Source organism: Secundilactobacillus similis DSM 23365 = JCM 2765 (genome assembly GCF_001311075.1).
Classification (GTDB): Bacteria; Bacillota; Bacilli; order Lactobacillales; family Lactobacillaceae; genus Secundilactobacillus; species Secundilactobacillus similis.
In genome coordinates this window covers 1-21,462 of the sequence record NZ_BBAD01000057.1, presented here as the reverse complement: position 1 = coordinate 21,462, position 21,462 = coordinate 1, and the positions used below count along the sequence as shown (strand labels likewise).

At 47.2% G+C, this 21,462-nt stretch carries 19 protein-coding genes and 2 pseudogenes; 16 read left to right on the top strand and 5 right to left on the bottom strand.

Annotated elements, in window-relative coordinates; all coding sequences use genetic code 11:
- The first annotated feature begins 152 nt into the window (after window positions 1–152).
- The 3 genes from JCM2765_RS11765 (at window position 153) to JCM2765_RS11755 (ending at window position 3,103) form a co-directional block, all read left to right on the top strand.
- Entirely contained in the window at window positions 153–1,208 is a 1,056-nt protein-coding gene (locus tag JCM2765_RS11765) for an ABC transporter permease (protein ID WP_054736923.1), read from the top strand.
- The gene (locus JCM2765_RS11760; RefSeq protein WP_054736922.1) at window positions 1,208–1,882 is read left to right on the top strand and encodes an ABC transporter ATP-binding protein; all 675 of its coding nucleotides are present in this window, start codon (window positions 1,208–1,210) and stop codon (window positions 1,880–1,882) included. The genes JCM2765_RS11765 and JCM2765_RS11760 overlap by 1 nt, the downstream gene beginning before the upstream one ends.
- Before the next feature lie 366 nt (window positions 1,883–2,248).
- Entirely contained in the window at window positions 2,249–3,103 is an 855-nt protein-coding gene (locus tag JCM2765_RS11755; protein ID WP_054736921.1) for an SPFH domain-containing protein, read from the top strand.
- Between the two features lie 396 nt (window positions 3,104–3,499).
- Here JCM2765_RS11755 and JCM2765_RS11750 read toward each other — a convergent pair whose 3' ends face one another.
- A complete protein-coding gene (locus tag JCM2765_RS11750) occupies window positions 3,500–4,348 on the bottom strand; it encodes an aldo/keto reductase (protein WP_054736920.1) in 849 nt (282 codons plus the stop codon).
- Window positions 4,349–4,425: 77 nt separating this feature from the next.
- Window positions 4,426–4,779, bottom strand: coding sequence for an NUDIX domain-containing protein (locus tag JCM2765_RS11745; RefSeq protein WP_263849435.1), 354 nt, complete (start codon window positions 4,777–4,779; stop codon window positions 4,426–4,428).
- Between the two features lie 376 nt (window positions 4,780–5,155).
- Here JCM2765_RS11745 and JCM2765_RS11740 point away from each other — a divergent pair.
- The 11 genes and pseudogenes from JCM2765_RS11740 (at window position 5,156) to JCM2765_RS11690 (ending at window position 15,314) form a co-directional block, all read left to right on the top strand.
- Window positions 5,156–6,583: pseudogene (locus JCM2765_RS11740) on the top strand (APC family permease).
- Window positions 6,584–6,651: 68 nt separating this feature from the next.
- Window positions 6,652–7,988, top strand: a pseudogene (locus JCM2765_RS11735) (aspartate aminotransferase family protein).
- A 434-nt stretch (window positions 7,989–8,422) separates the two neighbouring features.
- Window positions 8,423–8,665 carry a hypothetical protein gene (locus JCM2765_RS11730; protein WP_054736919.1) on the top strand — a complete coding sequence of 81 codons (243 nt, stop codon included), beginning with the start codon at window positions 8,423–8,425 and terminating at the stop codon, window positions 8,663–8,665.
- Between the two features lie 29 nt (window positions 8,666–8,694).
- Complete coding sequence (locus JCM2765_RS11725; RefSeq protein ID WP_054736918.1) at window positions 8,695–10,122, top strand: glycoside-pentoside-hexuronide (GPH):cation symporter; 1,428 nt, start codon at window positions 8,695–8,697, stop codon at window positions 10,120–10,122.
- Window positions 10,123–10,654: 532 nt separating this feature from the next.
- Window positions 10,655–11,164 (top strand): ECF transporter S component, encoded by a 510-nt coding sequence (locus tag JCM2765_RS11720; protein ID WP_054736917.1) that lies wholly within the window; start codon window positions 10,655–10,657, stop codon window positions 11,162–11,164.
- 2 nt (window positions 11,165–11,166) lie between these two features.
- Complete coding sequence (locus JCM2765_RS11715; RefSeq protein WP_054736916.1) at window positions 11,167–12,000, top strand: PfkB family carbohydrate kinase; 834 nt, start codon at window positions 11,167–11,169, stop codon at window positions 11,998–12,000.
- Window positions 12,001–12,145: 145 nt separating this feature from the next.
- Window positions 12,146–13,309: a MalY/PatB family protein gene (locus JCM2765_RS11710; RefSeq protein ID WP_054736915.1), complete on the top strand. Its 1,164-nt coding sequence runs from the start codon at window positions 12,146–12,148 to the stop codon at window positions 13,307–13,309.
- Window positions 13,310–13,470: 161 nt separating this feature from the next.
- The gene (locus tag JCM2765_RS11705) at window positions 13,471–13,872 is read left to right on the top strand and encodes a GW dipeptide domain-containing protein (RefSeq protein ID WP_054736914.1); all 402 of its coding nucleotides are present in this window, start codon (window positions 13,471–13,473) and stop codon (window positions 13,870–13,872) included.
- Window positions 13,854–14,477, top strand: coding sequence for an SGNH/GDSL hydrolase family protein (locus JCM2765_RS11700; protein ID WP_054736913.1), 624 nt, complete (start codon window positions 13,854–13,856; stop codon window positions 14,475–14,477). The genes JCM2765_RS11705 and JCM2765_RS11700 overlap by 19 nt, the downstream gene beginning before the upstream one ends.
- Before the next feature lie 342 nt (window positions 14,478–14,819).
- Window positions 14,820–15,047, top strand: a complete 228-nt coding sequence (locus JCM2765_RS11695) for a hypothetical protein (RefSeq protein WP_054736912.1) — start codon at window positions 14,820–14,822, stop codon at window positions 15,045–15,047.
- A 21-nt stretch (window positions 15,048–15,068) separates the two neighbouring features.
- Window positions 15,069–15,314 carry a hypothetical protein gene (locus JCM2765_RS11690; protein WP_054736911.1) on the top strand — a complete coding sequence of 82 codons (246 nt, stop codon included), beginning with the start codon at window positions 15,069–15,071 and terminating at the stop codon, window positions 15,312–15,314.
- Window positions 15,315–15,769: 455 nt separating this feature from the next.
- On the opposite strand, the gene JCM2765_RS11685 is transcribed toward JCM2765_RS11690, so the two are convergent.
- From JCM2765_RS11685 to JCM2765_RS11675, 3 genes are all read right to left on the bottom strand, one after another.
- Window positions 15,770–16,435, bottom strand: a complete 666-nt coding sequence (locus JCM2765_RS11685; protein WP_054736910.1) for a histidine phosphatase family protein — start codon at window positions 16,433–16,435, stop codon at window positions 15,770–15,772.
- A gap of 165 nt (window positions 16,436–16,600) precedes the next feature.
- Window positions 16,601–17,026: a YfhO family protein gene (locus tag JCM2765_RS18810; RefSeq protein ID WP_263849434.1), complete on the bottom strand. Its 426-nt coding sequence runs from the start codon at window positions 17,024–17,026 to the stop codon at window positions 16,601–16,603.
- Window positions 17,027–17,058: 32 nt separating this feature from the next.
- Window positions 17,059–19,671 (bottom strand): YfhO family protein, encoded by a 2,613-nt coding sequence (locus JCM2765_RS11675; protein WP_054736908.1) that lies wholly within the window; start codon window positions 19,669–19,671, stop codon window positions 17,059–17,061.
- 417 nt (window positions 19,672–20,088) lie between these two features.
- On the opposite strand from JCM2765_RS11675, the gene JCM2765_RS11670 reads away from it, so the two are divergent.
- A complete protein-coding gene (locus JCM2765_RS11670) occupies window positions 20,089–21,102 on the top strand; it encodes an acyltransferase family protein (protein ID WP_054736907.1) in 1,014 nt (337 codons plus the stop codon).
- Window positions 21,099–21,314, top strand: coding sequence for a hypothetical protein (locus JCM2765_RS11665; protein ID WP_054736906.1), 216 nt, complete (start codon window positions 21,099–21,101; stop codon window positions 21,312–21,314). Before JCM2765_RS11670 ends, JCM2765_RS11665 begins: the two co-directional genes overlap by 4 nt.
- Window positions 21,315–21,462: the final 148 nt, after the last annotated feature.

The following is a 21,462-nucleotide window of genomic DNA, read 5'->3' as shown; positions in this document are numbered from 1 at the left end:
CCATGATTAACGCGTCAATGAAGCCAAGTTTCACAAACTCCGCGCACTTACGGTGGACACAAGCGTAAATCTGCTCAATTTGCTCTAGACATCCCTTTACATCGTGCTATACTTATTTATCAAGTGATAAATAAAAATTGGAGTGATCAAGTTTGTATTTGGCATACAAGGAATTAATGCATTCGAAAGCACGATACCTACTGATGATTTTGGTCATTTTTTTGGTGTCGTACCTGATATATTTTTTAAGCGGGTTGGCGTTTGGGTTAGCGCACAATAACCGTTCGGCAGTGGATCAGTGGCATGCACAAAGCGTGGTTGTCAGCAAGTTTGCTAATAAAAATTTAACGGCGTCGCAATTGACACAAGCAACGTTACCGAAATCGCTACAGACAAGTGATACTCGGCAACCAGTTAGTGAATCGATGGGCGTTAGTGAAGCGCGCAAAGTGAAAACGGACGTGACCGTCATGGGCATCCACTTTAACGGTTTCTTAGCACCAACCTTAATTAAGGGCCATCAAGCAAAATCGGCGCATCAAATCGTGGTTGATGAAAGTTTGCTAACCGGTAAATTACGCATGGGTGACAAAATTACCCTGAACGGTAGCACAACGAAGTATCAAATCGTTGGGGTGACGCAAAATAACCGGTTCAGTACCTTACCCGTGGTCTTCATGCCACTTCATAGCTATCAGCAGTTTAAGCAAAGCCCCGGATTAGTAAATGCGATTGTCATCAAAGACAAGCAGCACATTAAATCAAACGACAAGTTCCAACAACTCTCAACGAAAACCTTTATTCAAAACTTACCGGGTTACAGCGCAGAAGTTAGTACCTTTGCGCTCATGATTGGGACATTGTTTGTGATCATTGCGTTCATTATTGGTATTTTTATGTACATTATGACGATTGAAAAGACGCCGTTGTATGGTGTGATGCGGGCGCAAGGAATCTCAAGTCGCCAATTAGTTGGTCAATTGATGGGCCAATCATTCTTACTGGGGGTTGTTGGCATCGGGTTAGGGTTGATTGCTAATTTGGCAACAACGGCCGTTTTACCGTCAAGCATGCCGTACTACGCAAGCGGTTGGTTAACGACCGGTTTTTCAGCCGGCTTGCTGGTGATGGTACTATTAGGGGCGGCAGTTTCAATTGTCCGGATTATTCGAATTGATCCACTTGATGCGATTGGAGGACGAGCATAATGGCATTGATGACGTTAAAACAGGTAACGAAGGTCTTTGGCAAGGGGCAACAGGCGATTGAAGCGTTGCACTCGACGGACCTTGAAGTTCAACCAGGTGAATTGATTGCCTTAACGGGGCCTTCTGGTTCGGGCAAATCGACGCTGTTAACCATGATGGGGGCCCTCCAGACGCCAACCAGTGGCCAAATTCTGCTGGGGGATCGCGATATTGCGACCCTCTCGGAAAAACAGCGTTCCCAAATTCGGTTTCAACAGTTTGGGTTCATTTTACAGGGATCAAATCTGATTCCGTTTTTGACGGTTCAAGAACAGTTAAAATTAGTCGATAAGTTAACTAAAACGACGCAACTTGAGCGCCAGCAACAGTTACTCACAACGTTGGGCATTTGGGACCAACGAACTCACTATCCCAATGAGCTCTCCGGTGGCCAACGCCAGCGAGTAGCGATTGCGCGGGCTTTTTACCACCAACCACAATTGATTTTTGCGGACGAACCGACTGCTAGTTTGGATGCTAAACGAGCGGTTCAGGTGGTCCAAGCCATGGCCCAGATGGCACACGATAACCAACAAGCCATCATTATGATTACCCATGATGATCGGTTACTGCAGTACTGCGACCGGACGTTGTGGCTAGTTGATGGGACCCTTCAAACTGAAAAAGCACAATGACGGTCCGATAGTTATCAGACGGGTCACTGTGCCTGCGGTGTGATTAAATCAGCTAGAAAAACCATGCCGTTTAAATCCAGCGTTAGCTATAACGACTGGTCAGCATGATGTTGATGTGGCTGACAATCAACTTGTTAGTCGCATCGTGGCGGATCAACCTCACTGTGAACCACTATGGTGAGGGAGTCGCTGCGTGTAAAGCTAAAGGGTAGGGGGAGCAGGTCGCCATAGTTGGGTTCACCTGTGATTATAATGATTTTTTAACCGATGCAAAGAATTTCGACTCCAAATCATGTGGTTATTTTCACATTAGTTCTGAACTGACGTATAATGAAGCCAAATATGTGTGAGGGGACGGATAAGCTCATGACTGAAAAATCGATATTTCACGTGAACGGGTATCTGGGATTAATTATTGCCATCCTATTATTTGCGTTGGGTGGCTGGTGTTTATGGCTTCGAACAACGGTGGGAATCGTGCTTGGCGTGATTATTATTGTGCTGACATTAATTGGGAGTAGTTCGTTAACGATTATTGCGCCTAATGAAGCCAAAGTGCTGACCTTCTTCGGCCAGTACGTGGGTACGATTCGCTCGGCTGGTTTGTTTATGACACTCCCGTTGAGCAACAAAGCAACGGTTTCATTGCGGGTGCGGAATTTCAATAGTAGTTTATTGAAGGTGAACGACTTGCGTGGGAATCCCGTTGAGATTGCGGCGGTGATCGTGTTTCGAGTCGTTGATACCAGTAAGGCGTTGTTTGAAGTTGATGATTACGAGCAGTTCGTTGAGATTCAAAGTGAGTCAGCAATTCGGCACGTGGCTTCGGAGTTTCCGTACGATGCGTTCGATGAATCTGAAACGTTGACGTTACGGAGCAATCCAACGGAGGTGTCGAACAAGTTAACGGCGGAACTGCAGTCGCGCTTAAACATTGCGGGGGTTGAAGTCATTGAAACCAGACTGACCCACTTGGCTTACGCAACCGAAATTGCGAGCGCAATGTTGCAACGACAACAATCAGCAGCCATTTTATCCGCCCGTAAAATCATCGTCGAAGGGGCGGTCTCCATTACGGAAGACGCCCTGGCAAAGTTAGAAAAAGATACCAAACTAGAACTGTCAGATGACCGGAAGTTACAGTTGATCAATAACGTGATGGTCACCATCATATCGGAGCGTGGCACGCAACCGGTGATTGGGACGGGGAAAGTGGAGTAGAGTGCGAAACGAAGCGTTTAAAGAGTGGAGTACAAGCGCCCCCAGTAAAATTGCCCGGTTTTTGGGCAGTTTTACTGGGGGGCGCTTGTATGCAACTCTTTGCTTCGTTTCGCACGTTTCGGCGTGGCGGCCTAAAAGACACTAAGGCCGACGTTTTCCCCAAAGAAGGAGACCCCCAGAACAGATAAGCCAAACCATAGCCGAAACAAACGCTGCCAAGTTAGCACAAGTAACAGTTAAGAACAGAACGGTCTCACAACATCGTCAGTGGCCCGCGTTGCATTTTATGCGCCATTTAGTTAGCTAAAAACACCCTCACCAACCACCAAACAGCAAAAAAACGACTACTCAACCAAAGTAGTCGTTTTTTCAATATCACAAACGAAATAACCCACATCACAAAACATCCAACGGTTCCTTCCGACTCGGTGCCGGATAAGCCCGATCCAACAGCGCCAAATCATCAGTCGTCAAACGAATTTCGCCAGCGGCAACGTTAGCCGCCATGTGTTCGGAATCGCTGGTTTGTGGAATCGCTAGAATCTGTGACCGGTGAATCGCCCAAGCCAACAGAATCTGGTAGGGGGTGGCATCGTGTTGACGGGCGACTGTTAAAACAGCCTCGTTCGTAGTCAGGTTAGCGCCGAGTTGGTCGCCATTGCTGACGGGGCTGTAGGCAATTAACGGCACGTGGTGTTGAGTTTGCCAGTCAAGCAAACTGTACTCGATACCACGGCTGCCAAGGTTATAGAGGTCTTCATTTGCGGCAGCTTTCACGCCATTTGGCAAGCGCCATAGTTCCTGCATATCGCTTAAATCGAAGTTTGACACGCCCCAGGATTTAATTTTACCGGTGGTCGTTAGTCGTTGAAGTTCATCAACGGTTTCTGAAAGTGGAATGCCACCGCGCCAATGGTATAAGTAGAGGTCAACATAGTCGGTGCCTAAGCGCTTCAAGCTGGCGTCTAAGTGCGCTTCCATTTGTGCTTGAGACGCGTTGTTTGGCAGGACTTTTGAAATTAAGAAAAGCTGATCGCGGTCGTAAGGCGCAATCGCTTCACCAACAAGGGATTCAGAGCGGCCATTGCCGTACATTTCAGCGGTGTCGATGACGGTGGCACCGGCGTTGAGGCCAGTTTGAATTGCCTTGATTTCAGTCGCTTTAGTTGCAGCGTCATCACCCATATGCCAGGTGCCGATACCAATGGCGGGCACAGTGCGGTTTGCAAGCGTAACAGTTTTCATAAAAGTGTCCTTTCTTACTACAATTTAGCCTCAGTGTAGGTTAACCCGGCCGTCAAATGCAAGTAAGAACCCTTCAACTACTCATACCAAGTGGTCTTTTCCACCAAAATTTTACGGGTGAAGTCGGTTAGTTGATGGGGCAGATCAGCTGGTAAGAAGAAGGCGACCCGGTCCGTTTCACCAGGTTGAGGGGTCAGTTGCTGTTGAGTGGTTTGGGCCGTGTAGACTGCAATCACGGCGTCGATTTGATCACCATTTGGGTAAGTGAATTGCATCTCGGGACCACTAAGCAGTCCGGTTAGGCTCGGTGTGGTAATCGTAACGCCAGTTTCTTCTTGAACTTCACGAATTGCAGTATTTACTAGGGATTCATTCAATTCTTTAGAACCAGCAGGGAGACCCCAAAGGTGCGTATCTGTGCGATGAATCAAAAGCAGGGCGTGTTGCGGATTATAAACGAGGGTCGCAGCGCCAGTTGAAATCAGGGCTGATGGCCAACGTTGCGACGTAAATCAAGTAGGTAACTCATGGTGCACCTCCAAAATGCATAGGTTATCCAATCTGTGAAACTCGAGCTGACGCGAATTAGGTCAATTTAAGGTAGATAATGAGGACTTTGGTTCAAATCTGAGAAAATTAAAGTCAAAGTACCCACTAAAATAACCACAAGATAGGATTTATCTACGGGTAACTATTGCATAAAATTAAAATAATTGTTAAAATATACTCATTTATCTCTCATAGTATTTTTTAGCAGCTTTAGTGATCACTACATAGTATCACGCATACCACACAGGAGGAATTTTAATGAGCTTTTTCAGTAATTTTACGCGAAAAGAAGATCCCGCCGTGTACCAGGACAAGGATTCACACCTTGCCCGCGTACTTGAAGTAAAGGATTTCCTAGCGTTAGGGGTTGGGACCATCGTGTCCACCTCGATCTTTACGTTACCTGGGGTTGTGGCCGCACAACATGCTGGCCCAGCCGTTGCCTTGTCATTCTTAGTGGCAGCCATCGTGGCTGGTTTAGTGGCCTTTGCTACGCAGAAATGTCTGCGGCCATGCCATTTGCCGGTTCGGCCTATTCGTGGATCAACGTTATCTTTGGTGAAGGGTTCGGCTGGATCGCTGGCTGGGCACTGTTAGCTGAGTATTTTATTGCCGTGGCCTTCGTTGGGTCAGGGCTGTCCGCTAACTTCCGGGGACTAGTTGCGCCGCTGGGCATTAAGTTCCCGAACGCGTTGGCCAACCCATTTGGTACTGACGGTGGGATCATCGATATTACGTCAGTCGTTGTCATCTTGCTGGTGGCCTTCCTATTGGCACGAGGCGTTTCGAGTGCTGCTCGAGTTGAAAACATCCTCGTGGTCTTGAAAGTGTTGGCCGTTTTAATGTTCATCGTTGTCGGCGCCACTGCCATTCATGCACAAAACTACGTGCCATTTATTCCAGCACACCGGGTTAACCCAGACGGCACCCAATTTGGGGGCTGGCAAGGATCTATGCCGGGGTCTCAATGATCTTCCTATCTTACATTGGATTTGATTCGATCGCCGCTAACTCTGCTGAAGCTAAGAACCCACAAAAGACCATGCCTCGAGGTATTTTGGGGTCATTGGTCATTGCAGTGGTATTGTTCGTTGCTGTTGCGCTCGTCCTTGTTGGGATGTTCCACTACAGCGATTACGCTAACAACGCCGAACCCGTTGGCTGGGCACTGCGTCACAGTGGTCACGAAATTGTTGCCACCGTTGTGCAAGCCATTGCCGTTATCGGGATGTTTACGGCCTTGATTGGGATGATGCTGGCTGGTTCACGGCTGGTTTACTCATTCGGTCGTGACGGGATGCTGCCAAAATGGTTGGGTAAGTTGAGCAAGGATAACCTACCAAACCACGCCTTGGCAACGATCACCATCGTTGGGGTCGTGATTGGGTCACTCTTCCCATTTGCCTTCCTCTCACAACTGATTTCGGCCGGAACGTTGATTGCCTTCATGTTCGTTTCATTAGGTATTTACCGCTTACGGCCTCGTGAAGGTAAGGACATTCCAGATCCAGCCTTTAAGATGCCACTTTACCCAGTGTTGCCATTTATTGGGTTCTTGGGCGCTTGGCCGTCTTCTGGGGACTAGACGTTGATGCGAAGATCTACGCACTCGTCTGGTTCATCGTTGGGATCATCGTGTACTTCTGTTACGGGATGCGCCATTCGTATTTGAACAAAAAAGACTAATTAACTAGACAAGAGCCTCAAAATTACGCGTTAATTTTGGGGTTTTTGTGAACACGGAGGGACTTATTATGGGTAAAAACGAGCAGTTATTGCATGACGAAGCGCCAGCCTTCTCATCGGCTTCGCGGGTCAAATACTATAATATCGTCATTGAATCTGGTAAAGGGGCCATCGTCACGGATGCTGATGGCAACGACTACATTGACTTATTAGCCAGTGCATCGGCCACCAATACCGGCCACGCGCACCCTCACGTGGTTAAGGCAATTCAGGATCAAGCGGCTAAGCTGATTCAATACACACCAGCTTACTTTGCGAACGCCACCGCTGCCAAATTAGCACCACGCTTAGCAGCCTTAGCGCCAATCAGTGGCCCAGTTGCCTTGTCATGGGGGAACTCAGGCTCTGATGCTAACGATGCCATCATTAAGTTTGCGCGGGCCTACACGGGCCGTCAGTATATTGTCAGCTTCACTGGTGCTTACCACGGCTCAACCTATGGCTCAATCAGCGCTTCTGCGGTGAGTTTGAACATGCGTCGTAAGATTGGCCAATGTTGCCTGGCATGGTTAAAGTGCCATTTCCTGACCCTTGGAAGCGCCTGCCTAACGAAAGTGAAGACGATTTTGTGGACCGGATGTTTGCGGCCTTCAAGTTGCCGTTTGAAACCTACGTGCCCGCTGAAGAAGTGGCAGCTGTTTTGATTGAACCGATTCAAGGGGATGGTGGCATCGTTAAAACGCCAACCAAGTACATGCAAAAGGTTTACGATTACGCCCACGAACACGGCATGTTGTTTGCCGTTGATGAAGTCAACCAAGGACTTGGCCGGACTGGTAAGTGGTGGTCAATTGAGCACTTTGGCTTGGAACCAGATTTGATGTCGGTTGGGAAGTCGATTGCTTCTGGGTTGCCACTCAGTGCGGTTATTGGCCGTCAGGATATCTTGAATTCGCTCGGTTCCCCAGCCAACGTCTTTACAACGGCCGGGAACCCTGTCACAACCGCTGCCGCAATGGCAACGCTAGATGTCATCGAAGACGAACACTTAGTTGAACGCAGTGCGAAACTGGGTGAACGGGCCAAAGCCTTCTTTGAAGCTGAGAAGCAAAAATACCCGTTCATCGGCGACGTACGGATGTATGGCTTAAACGGTGGGATTAACATTGTTGACCCTGAAACCGGTGCTGATGACGTGGATGCCACGACGAAGCTGATTTACCGGGTCTTTGAACTGGGGGCGTTGATCATTAGCCTTCGGGGCAACGTGCTTCGTTTCCAGCCACCGTTGGTCATTACGGATGAACAGCTTGATAAAGCGTTCGAAATTCTTGATCAAGCCTTTAGTGATTTTGCAGCGGGTAAGCTTTCATTACCTGATAATGCGGATGAAATGGGCTGGTAGGTTTTAGTTAACTATAATGAATTGAAAATAGCGTGCTGATCTGAATGATCGGCACGCTATTTTTGGGCTGTTAGGCGCTAATAGCTACGACTGAGTTGCAAAAAAAGGTTTATTTAACGATAAAATTTACCGAATATTAGGCAAATAAAGCGTCTTTTTGTTGATAAATGGCCACTTTTTAGGATTTTAACTAAAAAGTCTAGTAAAAGTTTATTGAAATTTTAGTAAGCGTTTACAATTTTAGAAAAAGTGTGCTAGAATAGAGCCATGTTATCAAGATAGACCTTGGCAATCGAAAAATTAATGGCTGATACCGTTAAATGTAAGGGGATACATTTACGGATTTGAACTTATTTTTAGTAAATTTTTCACAAACTTTACGATGACGGTTCAGCTTTAAAGTTCGGTTACCACATTAACTAGGAGGTTGTGACATGGCAGGTAAAAACGATAAGATCACGCTGAACCCTGAATCCTTTGCAGAAGCCGTCCTCGGCGGTAACCCAAAGAAGGATGAAGAATCCGATAAGGTATACATCAAGCGGCAGTTAACCCTGTACCTTGAAGCCTTATTGCTAGCTCAGGATTTTAACGGATTGGAAGAAACCCAGTTCGATGTTGCTAAAGAAGAACAACGTAATAAGATTCTTCAAAAGATCATTGAACGGCGTTACTAAGAGCGAAGGATGAAGGGAGCAGTCGATTAATGAATCATACAAAGCAGTATACGTCATACGCGCTTGGGGCCTTTGGGCACGACGCGTTCTACGCAACGTTAAGTACCTACTTAATGTTGTTCATTACCAGTCAGTTGTTTGATACCTCTGACAAAGCATTTAATTCACACATGATCACCACGATCACCACGATGATGATGTTGATTCGGTTAGTTGAAATTATCTTTGATCCACTGATTGGTGGGATGGTTGATAACACTGATACTAAGTGGGGCAAGTTCAAGCCTTGGTTGATGACCGGTGCAACCATCAGTTCAATTATGCTGGTCGTTATCTTCACCAACTTTGGTGGCTTAACGACGTCTAACCCAACGATGTACTTGGTTGCCTTTGGGATTGCCTACGTCATCTTGGATATCTTCTATTCATTTAAAGATATTTCGTTCTGGTCAATGTTACCAGCACTGAGTGTTGACGAAAAGGTCCGGGCTCGGTTTGGGACGGTTGGTCGTTTAGGATCAACCATTGGTGCGCAAGCCGTTCCAATTATGATTTATCCCGTTATCGTGTTCTTCTCACAAGTCTTCTCTGGTACAACTGGTCAAACGAAGACCCACGCCGGTTGGATGGGCTTCGCCGTCGTTATCGGCTTGCTTTCCTTCTTAGGGGCTTTAGCAACCACCTTAGGGACCAAGGAAAAGAAGAGCTTGATTCGTTCAAACACCGAAAAAGTTGGTGTAATCGACATCTTTAAAGCCCTTGGTAAGAACGACCAATTAATGTGGTTAGCCTTATCATACTTCTTGTTTGCTTTAGGTTACGTTGTCACCAACTCATTGTTGGCTTACTACTTCACCTACGTTTTAGGACGTTCAGACAAGTTTACCTTTGCCGGCTGGATCATGGCCGCTTTAGGGGTCATTTCAGTCTCACTGTTCCCAACCATTGTGGCCAAGGTTCAACGGAAGGCCATTTACACTGGTGGGATCGTGATGATGGTTCTTGGTTACGTGATCTTCTTGTTTGCCGGTCACAGTTTAACTGCCGTCTTAATTGCCGTCGCCGTCTTCTTCTTCCCATACCCAATGATCTTCTTGGCCGCTTTGATGACCATCACCGATTCTGTGGAATATGGCCAATGGAAGAACGGGACCCGGAACGAATCCGTTACGTTGTCAGTTCGGCCATTGATCGATAAATTGGCCGGTGCCGTTGCTAACGGGGTTGTCGGTGTCGCCGCCGTTCACTCAGGGATGATCGGTAACGCCTCACCAAGTAGCATTAGTGCCTCAGAATTGATGAACTTCAAAGTTTACATGTTCTATGGTCCAGTGATTTTGGTTGTCCTTGCCGCATTGGTTTACTTCTTCAAAGTGAAGTTAACTGAAGACAAACACCGTGAAATCGTTTCTGAACTTGAAAAGAAGTTGAAGGCTGAAGAGTCTGATGCTGAATAATTGAAAAACAATTGAGAGTCCTTTGTCGTAGCTGTTGACAGTTGCGATGAGGGCTCTTTTGCTGTCGATTGTGTCTAGCGTAAGTGTGCGGAGCGAGGCGGTTAGAAGGTGGTGTGTAAGCATGACCCAGCGAAGCTACCGGGTTTGGTAGGTTGGCTGGGTCATGCTTACATGCAACCTTCTGCCTCGCGCAGCACCATTCGGCGTGGTGGCCAGAAAGCGCGTGGTTGACAAGTTCCTACAATGTCAGGAACCCTGGAAATAACAGTTTAAGTGTCGCCGAATTTTGTAGCCTGAGAGCGCCGGTTTCCATGCGGCTTTGGCGAGCGAAGTGACGACAAACAGCCGACACCCAAATCGCACCAAACACTTACGCTGGATACAAGCGACAGTATTAGTATGATTAACGTTAACAACAAACTGTACCAGTTCACGCGCTGGACTTGAATTAATTGGGCTAGCGTGGTGTAATGAGTTATGCAATTATGTTATTTTGGTTAAAATTCATTGAGTAAAGAGAGTGTGATTGGTTATGGATGTAAAACGAAAGATGTCGACGCGTGAGGTCGTCTATTTGGCAATGTTAATTGCCGTTACGGTTGTAATTTCTCGATTTTTCCTGATTCCGGTGCCGATGACGCACGGGAACGTTAACTTGTGTGATGCGGGGATCTTTGTTGCTGCATTACTGTTGGGACGTAAACAAGGGGCCATTGTTGGGGCCGCTAGTGGATTTTTGTTAGATTTAATTTCAGGCTATTCTCAATACATGTTATTTTCATTGGTTGTTCACGGGTTAGAAGGATTCGTTGCTGGCTGGATTGGTAGTGGCAAGAAGCGGTCCGTCAAAATTTTAGCGATGGTGATTGGAACAATTGTCATGGTTGCTGGCTACTTCTTATCTGATACGATTCTGTACGGGATTTCCGTTGGGGTCATTGGGGTGCCAACTAACTTTATTCAAGGTATCTTGGGTGGGGTCGTTGGTTACCTCGTGGTCATTCCACTTGAAAGTCGCCTGCCACACTTACTTGGGTCATAGTGATGACAACGCATAACCGACCATTTTTGCTGGCAGAAGATTTATCCGCAATTGGGACAATGTCTCTGGGCGCTGCGATTCCGATTATGTCAGCCATGGACGTTCCGACCGCTATTTTGCCAACTCAGGTGTTATCAACGCAAACTGAGGGATTTGGTGAGCCGGTGTCACAAGCATCGGTTGATTGGGTTTCAGCAACGTTGGCGCACTGGCAAGCGCAGTCAGTTCAGTTATCAGGGGGCTTAATTGGTTACATTGGTCGTGAAGATTTAGTACAGACGTTAGAAGCCGCATTAACAACTCAACGGCTACCGTTGCTGATCGTTGATCCGGTGATGGCCGATGATGGCGCACTCTATCCGGGTTTGGCGTCAACCTACGTTGCTGCAATGCGACGGCTAATGGCGCTGGCAACGGTTGTGACGCCTAACTGGACGGAAGCCCAGCTTTTGACGGGACAACCAGTTGCTGGTCGGCCAACCGAGGATCAGATTCAACAACAGATGAATGGCCTTCAGTCGCTCACGGCACCGGGCACGCAATTAGTGATTACTGGTATTCCGGGTACGAATCAGGTTAAGACAGCGTGTTGGGATGGTCAGTTGACCGTGATGACGTTGCCGAATCAGGACGGGCATTTTTACGGCAGCGGGGATGTTTTTTCCGCCATTTTAAGCGGTGCGCTCGTCCACCACTGGTCGTTAGCTGATGCCGTCACATTAGCGGTCAATGGCATCAAACAATCGTTAGATCAGACTTCCGAAGCGGGGTATCAACGTCGTTTTGGGATGCAGTTAAGTCGGTTGTTACAGTGGCTTGGCTCACAGATGAGTTAACAAGATAAATAACGATTTTCAGCAGGTGTCGACAGTCATTAGTCGGCGCCTTTTTTGATGATTTTAGCAGTGGCTAACTTGAAATTCGAAGAAACATCAGTCATGATGACAGTAACAACTTAAGTCTGAATGAGGAGTGGTTGAAATGATCGATACGCACGTTAACCGAAAAGAACACGATAACATCAAGTGGCAGGTTCTTAAAGATGACGCTAGTTTGTTGCCAATGACCATCGCAGATATGGACATCGCGACACCGAAGTTTATTCGGGATGCGTTGCAAACGGTATTAGATGATAAAGTACTCGGGTATACGGCACCAAGCGATGCGTTCTATCAGTCGATTATCGCGTGGGAACAGGGACATCACGCGGTAACCCTGACGCCTGAACAGATTATTTTGATGCCAGGGGTTGTGACTGGACTATCACTAGCGGTTAGACGGTTAACACAGCGTGGTGATCAGGTCATTGTGATGGCCCCTTATTATCCGCCATATGAACAGGTGGTGACGGACAATGGACGTAAGATGGTGAAATTATCACTGGTTCAACGAGAAGGTCAGTATGTGATTGATTTTGACCGGTTAGCAACGTTGATGTCAGATCCAATTACCCGGGCAATTATCGTCTGCAATCCTCAAAATCCGGGTGGCCGAGTTTGGACGAACGCGGAACTGCAACGCATCACGGAACTGGCTTCCCAGCATAAAGTGTTCATTTTGGCAGATGAAATTCACGATGATACAACGTTCTCGGATGCCTATCCAGTGTCGATGTTGTCTGATTTGATGGGGCCGGAAGCAGCGGAGCAGACGGTGCTTTTAAAATCCGCAACGAAGGCGTTTAATCTGGCTGGAGTAAAGGCGTCGTATTTAGCCACTAAAAATCCGCGGTTGTTGGCGGTACTGAAGCGGGCTGCTACCGCCGAACAGTTGGAAGAACTGAACACGTTCGGTCTCGTCAGCACTCAAGTGGCTTACGAGCAAGGTGCGGAGTGGCTTGCGGAGGTCAATCAGTACCTGGAAGAAAACCGAAATTTAGCGTACGCGTACATTAACGAACACATTCCCCGAATTAAGCCGATGTATCCGGAAGCAACTTACCTGATGTGGCTCGATTTCATGGCCTATGGCGTGACGGATAAACAATTGGATCAGGCGTTGCGAGAGAAAGGACATTTGTGCTTGAATCCGGGCATTGATTACGGTGAAGAAGGTCACGGCTTTATGCGACTGAATTTTGCGGTTGATCGAGATGTTTTAAAGGAAGCGTTGCACAGGTTACAGGTGTTTGATCGCGACATGTAATAAATAACGTTGGCGTCACACGGGGAAAGTAACCCGGTGTGGCGCTTTTTTGACAAGTTATGTCGTACTATTACAGTCCCACAACAATTCGATGACGTTTTTTCTGAGCTCACTAACATACGCTATAATGTAGGCTATAGTTAAGAGGAGGAAATAGTGCGTTGAAGAAATCAAAGGTTCAATTTATTAAATTTGCCGTTAGTGGCTTATTGCTGGGGTTGACGACAATGGGGATCGCCACTCAAGCACAAGCGGCCAAGGTATCGCCTGAATCAAAGGTGAAGACCACCGTTAAAGTTAACGAAATGATGCGGGTCAAGACGAGCTCAACGACTGCCACGAGTAAAATTACCGCAGCCTTTTGGAACTATCCATATGGCTCTAACAAGGCCGCTAAGAAGACCCACTGGGTTAAAAACTATGCCAACAAAACGTTGATCGCCACCAAGCAAGCAACGTTGAAGAATGGGTTAAAATACTACTACGTCAAAGTTGCCAGCAAGCCAAGCGTTCAAGCTGGGTCTACACCAAGTGGTTACGCCAAATGTCGATGGTCAGCTTAGGTGATTCCATCACCAAGGGTTGGACTGGGGTTGACTACGCGACAACACCGTATCCCAAACAAGTTGGTGAAACGTTAGGGATGACGTCAACTAACCTAGGTGAGAATAACGGGAAGGTTGTTGGGAGCAGTAGCTTGGATTTAACATACAACATTGATAACCATAATTTCGATAAGGACGATGTGGCAACCATTAGCTACGGGGTCAACGATTACTTCCACGATCTGTCATTGATGTCTGTGCAATCGACGCTTGATCAAGAACTGACCGAGCTACAGGCCCAATATCCTAACTTACAGATTTTCGGTTTATTGCCATTGAACTGTTACGTTGCGGATGCCACGACTGGCGAGTACGTTTCAGCGGCAACCACGATGTACAAGGATCATGCTTATACCTTAAATGATCTACGAGATATGGAAGCCGAAGTTTACAAGGCACATAACATCAAAGTACTTGATTGGCGTGATTATGAAGGCACGATTATTCCAACGGATGATGCACGGATGACCGTCTTTGGTGATCAACGCTTGCACCCAACTCAGGCAACCTATACTGAGATGAGTGGGTATATTAGTGATTTCTTGCAGAATAATATTAAATAATAAGTGAACTGAAGCCAGAATAGCTGGTGACCAGTTGAAGAGCGCGGCGTTGATTCCTGTTGGGGTTGGCGGCGGGCTTTTTTTGTGGGTAGTTGAGTTAGAGCGGTGATGGATGTTCATTTTTAAGGCAACCGTGCCGAATGGTGCGAAACGGGGCAGAAGGTTGCATGTAGTGGGGACCAAGTAAAACTGCCCAAAGTTCAGGCAGTTTCACTTGATCCCCACTACACACCACCTTCTAAACGCCCCGTTTCGCACACTTTCAATAAATCTTCACATTTTCTCCTTAATAATTTCTTATTAATTTGATAATTTATAGATATCGACAAAGGAGGCGTTCACATGATGCAAATTGAACAAGTTGAATCTGGTCGGTTAGTCCGTTGCTCAACACCGCAGATGACAGCGCCCTTTATTGGACGTATTCTCCGAGTAGTTGTCGATCGAATCGTGGTTGAAGTGTTGAACTACCACTTTAAGGATCGGCGAGTTGTTGAGCAAAACCAGCATACGGTTGTGGTGGACTTAGCCGATGCCAAACTAATGACGATCATAAATTGTACAGTCTAATTAAATGAAGGAGTGATGAACATGATTCAATTAAATGATTTAGTTCGCTGCCAACCTAACGGAAATCTATTACGGCCATTTGTTGGGAAAGTTGAAAAGATTTACGAACGTACAGCAATGGTAACTGTAACGGAATATCACCGTGATGATCACTGGAAAGTGGTGGAGTTAACGGGACGGGTCATCGTTGCGCTGAATCGGATGCAACCGCAAATTGCCTTTGCGCCGGCGCTTGTGCCAGTAAATTCGGAGGTCGTTGCAAGATGATTCGAAGGCAAATATCAAAAGACGCTTAGCCAGCAATCGGTTGATTGTGTGGGTTAAGCGTCTTTTTAGATGGCGTGGTTGGCTGTCGTTTGTGTCCAGCGATAGTGTGCGGAGCGAGACGGGTTGAGAGCGGTGTGTAGGGGCACTTCGGTGAAAGCGCCCGGGCCTGGCGGTTTTATCGAAGTGCCCCTACATGCAGCTCTCAGTCTTGCGCAGCACCATTCGACGTGGTGGCCAGAAAGCGCGTGGTTGACAAGTTTCCACAACTTCAGGAACCCTAGAAATGACAGTTTAAGTGACGCCGAATTTTGTAGCCTGAGAGCACTGATTTTTATGCGGCTTTGGCGAGCGAAGCGATGACAAACAGCCTTCACCCAAAATCCACCCAATGCTTACGCTGGACACAAGCGTAAAGAAAAAAGTCCCGCACATCGCGGAACTTTTCTAATTTACTACTATAGATCCTCGCCAGATACCCGGTTAAAGAATTCAACGTGAATGTTGTCATCAGTGATGGTCAGTTTGGTCAAACTGCCATTAATCGTTGCAACGCCTTCATCAAGTTCAGGGGCGTAACGGTCAACGATTGAGCGAATCGTCATGCCGTGAGACACAACGAGGACGGTGTCGCCGTCTTCAGAATTGTCGCGAAGTTTGTCAAAGCCACGACTGAGACGGTCCCAGAACATGTCATTACTTTCAGCTTCACCGTAAAGATCGGCTTGGTGGATCAAATCACGGGCCTTTTCTAGACCATAAGTGCCCAAAACGTCAGATTCGGAGGTTAATTTAACCTGGGCACCAACGAATTGCCACATTTGATTTAAGTCGTTTCCTTCAAAGTAGCCGTGGCACTGTTCTCTAAATTCAGGGTATTGGTAACTGATGATGTTGAGGTTATTCGGGTTGGCCTTTAAAATGTGACGAGCAGTTTCAATTGCCCGACCAGAGTCACTACTGTAAGCAGCGGTGAAGTTGATTGCCTTAAGTTGTTCACCAGCGCGTTTGGCATCGGCGATTCCTCGATCAGTTAGAGGGGAATCAATCCAGCCCTGAACCTTATTGTAGTGGTTTAACATGGTCTGACCGTGACGAACGAAGTATGCGGTGATGGTCTTCATAATATGTGCCTCCTAGGATTTGATAACGGTTACATTCATTATAACAGATTTGGTTGTTGAACGGCGGTTTTCAAAGCGCGCGCCTTTCCAACGCGAGTTAGTAGAATAATAGTGAATATCAAAAAACACGACCAACGCATGTCGCGCTTTGGTCGTGTTTTAAGACTAAGCTTGTTGTCGTCGTTGCCAAACAAATTGCCAGAGACTGGCGATAATCAAGAGCAGGCCACCGCCAATCGACAACCACTTACCAAGTTTTAAACCAGGGGTTTCGTAAACTAAGCGAACGTGGTGCGGTCCTTTGGTGAGTGACGCCCCCACGAAGCCGCTGTTGACGATTTGGGTTGATTTCTTTTGACCATCAACGGTTAAATGCCAACCGGTCGAGTACGGAATCGACGTCGTTAAAACGCTGGCCTGTTTGCGGTTGGTGTTCCCGGTGACGGTGTTGTTGGTTACGTTCAAGTTGTTTAAGCCGTGAACTTGAATGGCACGGGTTTGTTGTTGATAGGATTTGCCAAACGGAACGGCAATCAATTTCACGTTTTTAAAGCTAAGTTTTGTGGCGTTACTGAAGGTTAGGTTCACCATTTGACGCGCTTTTGAGGAATAGCCCAGGTTGATCAAGAGGTGGTGCTTGGTTCGTAATCAGACATATTATTGATGCCCAGCTGATCAAAGGTGGTTTTAGATTTACTCGTGTTAACGTTTAAATAGTACTCGTCAAAATAAGGATGTTGGGTGATCTCACGCCAGTTATTTAACTTGTCACCCTTGGTGTTAGGCGTGCCCGCAAGCGCGGACTGGTTGGCAATCTTAGCCAATTGGGTCTTAGTTGACGGGAAGCTGGCTTGGATGCCGGATAAGTCCAAATACAGCTCGGTGTTGCGCGTCGACTTAGGCCGCTTGATTTGTAGCTGGTAAGTCTGCTGCTGGCCGAGAACATCGCTGGTCATTTGCTTCAGTCCGTTTTTATTAGCTTCGGCGTTATTGGTTAACATCAGTTGATTCTGGGCTAACAGATCCTCAACTCGGGTGGATGGGTCGTCTAAGCCGGTTGCCGCTGCGTACTTGAGCGCTTCCTTAGGATCGTCCATCAACCCCTTCGTTGAAACGGCGGCCGAAAGGGACTTACTGGTGTTGTGCTGTAAGCGGTAAGTGATGGCCTGTGGCAAAGTGGTGACGGGTTCGCTGGTGACGTTGACCTTGTAGGGAACGCTTTTGCCAACGGTGGTGGCTGAAGTTTTCGTGACACCCGACACAGTTTTGCTGGTATGTGTCCCACTCAGCAGTGCCCGTTCCTTAGTGAGCGCGTTCAGCTGGTTATACGTTGTATCGGTCAGTTGCTTGGTTTGGGTATAGGCCAGTGGTAGCGCGTACTGGTTTTTAAGCAGCACCGTCCCGGTACCATTGCCTAAACCGTAAACGGGCTGATCTGTGAAGACCGCGATGTGACCAGCTTTATTTTTAACTGGCGTGAAGCCGTAAGGGGCAGCCGCCTGATTGGCGACGTTATCTTGACGCGCGAACAGGTATTTGACCCCTAATAGGCTATTCATGGTCGTTCGGTCATCAACTTCGTCCGTTGGGTTGTTCATGGCGTTTTGGCTGTTTTGCAGTTGCTTGTTAAACGTGTTGAGGTAACCGTTTTGAACCGAGTAGTATGAACTGATCGTGTGCGTGTTCAGTAACATCGGAATGTTATTGCCAACGGTGAGTGATGTGTAGTAATCACTGGTGGTTGAGGTGCGATAGAAAGATTGATCGGCGCGATTCAGATACCGGTCCGCGGCGTCAAAATAAGTTTTCGCCCAGCGGGATGCCGTACCAGCCGGCAATTCATTTTCGGTTGATGCACTAAAGTTGGCACTGTAAAAGCCGAGTCCAGTAGTGATCACGTTCAAACAAACGAGTGCAAGTAAGCCAATTTTAAGCTGCCAAGCGTAGAGTTCTTGAAGGAGGCCATAAGCCAGTAGCGTGATAAATAGGAAGTAGATGACGTAAATAATCAGGTTATTGGTTGTCAGTTTAAGTGAAAAGCCGTTGGTTGCCCAAACGAGAATCAGTAACCCCGTCGAAACGCCTAGGAACCAAGTGAAGTCTGCTGGTTCGAGCGTGTGAATTTGATCCACAAAGCGGGCGGCAATAAAGGCGAATACGAGGTGTGCCAACAACACCCACCGATTAGATGGCGTACTCATGACGTTGAAGGTTGCGGCTACCGCTGGGACCAAAAGACCAAGCAGAATGAAAATTAGCGTGATATTGACGGCAAGGTTTTGGCGGAAGTGACGCATCATCCAAATGATACCAAGTAATGAAAGACCGCTTGTACCGATCACGACCCAGTAGTAAATGGTACCGTTCGAGTTGATTAACGCATCCGGGAGATTAAGGTAGTAAACGGGCGGATACAGTTTCAGGCCGTTCGCAAAAATCGACCCGCCAGACCGTGATGAATGCAACATCGCTAAGGCGCTTGGCAGCAAAATCACGGCGGATGTCAGTACCCCGATCACACCACTAGCAATAAAGGAACCGAGCGCTTTTAAGAAGGAGACGTTGAGCCGGTGTTTATAAGCTAAGTCGATGTAGCGGATGATGGCAAAAATGACGGCACCAATCGCTAACACGTAGGCGAAATATACGTTGCAAATCAGCACTAACCCAATTAAAAGTGCCAACCAGCCGAATGAGTGGCCCTGATAGATGCGTTCAATCGCAAGACAGAGCAATGGGAAGAAAATCAGTGGCAGTAAGAAGAATGGGTGGTGGTAGCTCACGTAAAAGGCGTAACCGTTAAACGTATAGATCAACGCACCGGTGAGTGCGCCACCGCGATTTAAACGGAACTGTTTGGCAAATGCGAGAAAGGCGAGTCCCACAACGTACAGTCGAAGAATCGTCAGCAGCTGATAACCCAGCTCAAGCTTATCGGCTGGGAAGAGGGCAATCAGATAGCTAAATGGATCACCCACGACGTAGTAGGCGAAGGTCGTCATTTGGTCGGCGCCGAGGCCGAGATTCCAAGACCAGCCAAACAGCGACTGATGCGCGGTGCCGTGAAGAATGCGATAAAATTGCGTGAGTATCGGGTAGTGCTGGGCAATCCCGTCCAGACTCCAGATAGTGGTTTGTCCCGTTAATCGAAGGGCGCCGAAGGAACAGGCAACGATGCCGACAAAAATGATGGTGTAGGCCAGCCACACCGGGACGAGTTTAGTAACTTTTTTCAAAGTAATCGCTCCAATAAAGTATAATAATGAGGTCATTGCTGTCGAAACGCGCAACAGCGATGACGATGATGGTCGCTATCGGCAAAAAAGTGGCGGTAGCGGTTATAGGTTTCGTTGGTATTTATTATGACATAGTTTAGTAGGGTGAGCGAATTAAGAATAGATGACAACTAACGAGTCCCGGAAAACGGTGGGTCGTGATATTGAGGTGTCCTTGTTAGGTTTGAAATTGCCTGACAGGTGCTAAATCGATGAATCCGGTTTCTTTGTTAGTCTATCAGGATTTTGATGGTACTTTGAAAACCGAACGATTCACTGATATTAAAACAAAATCTTTACGTTTGTGTAACAGACCGATTTTTGGGTGATTTTTCGGTAAAATAGACCAAGGAATCATGTTTGAAAGGATGAGAATTGATGGGTAAAAGAATTGAATGGGTCGACATGGCCAAGGCAATTGGGATGATTGCCGTTGTTACTGGTCATGCCATTCATCCGCTTGTGGTAAACTCACCAGCGATGAGTACCATGTTTTCAGCAATTTATTGGTGGCACATGCCGCTGTTTTTCATTGTAGGTGGGTTCTTTTTACGACCGTTAGAGCCGAATTGGGCTGGCGTGAAGCATTTTCTAAAGCGGCGGATCATTCCCAACATTAGGATGTATCTGGTGGCTGGGGGACTGTTGATTCTAGCGAGCCACTTTATTTTAGCGGAATCGTGGAAGTATACCTTATTCTATTTCGTCAGACTGCTGTACGGTGGTCGGACGTTAAACCACGAACTGTCGATTTTCTGGTACATGACGGTCTACATCGTGACCTTATTGGTCGTTGTGATGATCATTACCTGGGTCGACTCGGTTCCAGCCCAGTTCTTCATCGTGTTGATGATGTACATGGCGGGCATGACCTATACGCATATGAGTTTCTTCCAATATAAGTATGTCCCTTGGGATGCCGACATTGTTTTGGTTGCTGCGTTGTACATGCTGTGTGGTTATTATGGGTTCAAATACTACCCGAAGATTCCGCACAAAGCGTTGTTGACGGCGGCTATTATTGCGATGTACGCGGTGTTGATCATGCGGAAGTATCAAGGCATGTTACGATTTAGTTTCTACCTTAAATCACACACGATTGCGAACTCCTTCTTAGGGGCATTCATCCCGTTAGTATTGTCTCTGGGAGTCTTCCTCCTGAGCGACTTCCTAACTTCAGCCCGAATCTTCAACTGGCTGATGCCACTTGGCGTTTACTCGGGTGCCATCATGTACATGCACAAGATGATTTTTGACGTGGTTGCCAAGGTCGACGTTCTCGACCACTGGTGGGTCCAAATCATCTTCGGCCTCACGGTTCCAATTCTTTTAAACATTTTATACCGACAATTTAAAACTCGCATCAAACGTCCCAAAGTGGTGCGAGAATGAACGTAAGCACTGTCTTCGATGAAGATGGTGTTTTTTTTGTTGTCGCTAGCGTCCAGCGTAAGTGCGCGGAGTTTGTGAAACTTGGCTTCGTTGGCGCATTAATCATGGTTGATATTGTGGGCACAACCGGTCGGTCAGAAAATTTGGGCTGGAACGCCGTGGGCACGATTCTGAGCCGGAAAAACACGTCTCAGAATTCGGCCTTTCACTAAGCTGGAAGTTCACCAGCTAAGTGAAACTTCACGCTGAGCCCAATTTTCTGACCGACCTCTTGTTTGCAGGTTTTCGGCATCGATTACCGCACTCTCGAAAATTTATCATGAAGGGTTAAACTGTCGCACGATAACAATTGCGAACAAC